Annotated in this window: 2 protein-coding genes; both read left to right on the plus strand. The window is 60.2% G+C overall.

All coding sequences use genetic code 11. The features are described from left to right. Window positions 1-431: helix-turn-helix transcriptional regulator (locus QW868_RS33500; RefSeq protein ID WP_316232574.1), on the plus strand; the 431-nt coding region annotated here is incomplete at its 5' end. A gap of 257 nt (window positions 432-688) precedes the next feature. Then, the coding region (locus tag QW868_RS33505) for a cupin domain-containing protein (protein ID WP_410051349.1) at window positions 689-1,246 on the plus strand (558 nt) is incomplete at its 3' end.

Below are 1,246 nucleotides of genomic sequence, written 5' to 3' on the forward strand. Positions count from 1 at the left end.
TGCTCGTCGAACTGGAGCAGGCTCTCATCGTTTCCTTCCTGTCGGCTCACCGCCACAATTTCAGCGAGCTGTTGGAGCGAGCCGAAAAGGACGTCGCGCCGCAGATCGTTCGGCTGACCGAAGAGTATATCGAGGCCTCTTGGGGGCGCGCCATCACGATCGAGGAGCTGGCATCGCAGACAGGCGTCAGCATCCGCGCGCTCTCTGCTGCGTTTAAGAAGAGCCGCGGATACTCGCCGACGGCGTTTGCAAAAACGGTGCGATTGCGACAGGCAAAACAGATGCTCTCGGGGCCAGATCAGCGCACCTCCGTCTCTGCAGTCGCCTTCAATTGCGGCTTCGGAAATCTCGGACACTTCGCAAGAGGCTATCGCGACATGTTCGGTGAGCTTCCATCCGAAACTCTGTCGCGCGGGCGGCGCGCCGCCTAGCTCGCCTGACAGAAGCGTCGGCCAGGACCGTTCCCAAGAGCGCTGGGGCAGCAGCAAAGGTCGCTCAGAAACTGGAACCTCAAGCTATATCGGCGATGAAGGGAGCTGCGGCACCTCGCCGCTGACCGGGTTTTTCCCAGGTTTGAGTCCGGTCAAACCTGAGATACCATCCTTCGATGAACTTGGACCGATCCGTAAGCCTCCTGAGCCGCGCTCCCGTCATTCGTACAGACGATCCGGAGGCGATGGAGCACGCGTTGCGTACGGTCTACGGGGCAACTGGCTTCGCAGTCACCAAGGCAGATGGCTTCCTGGGGGTGGGCAACTACCTTCGGCTTACGAATATCGGCCTGGGCTTTTGTGCATATGGCGGGGCGAGGGCGGTCGTCAAGTTCCCGGAGAGCGACTTCGCGCGCCTGCAAATTGGCCTCAAAGGCAGCGCTTTGACCATTCTGAATCGCACGGCGATCGCGATAACCGAGCGGCAGTCCTGCATAGTTGCGCCTGGCGAACCCAACAGGATTGTGTTCGAGCCAGGTTATGAGCAGCTCATTCTTCGAATAAGCGCGAGGGCGTTGGAGCAGACATTGACGACGCTGCTCGGTGCAAAGCCAGCCGGTGTCCTCAAGTTTGATCCCATAGCGGCTGCGGTGCAGCCGAACGCTCTGGTCTTGCGCGATCTGGCGATGTTCCTCGCTCATCAGTTGGATGCGGCGGCGACAGAGCTGCCACGCACGGTGCTCGTCGAACTGGAGCAGGCTCTCATCGTTTCCTTCCTGTCGGCTCACCGCCACAATTTCAGCGAGCTGTTGGAG

This window comes from Bradyrhizobium sp. SZCCHNR1051, from assembly GCF_032489615.1.
Classification (GTDB): domain Bacteria; phylum Pseudomonadota; class Alphaproteobacteria; order Rhizobiales; family Xanthobacteraceae; genus Bradyrhizobium.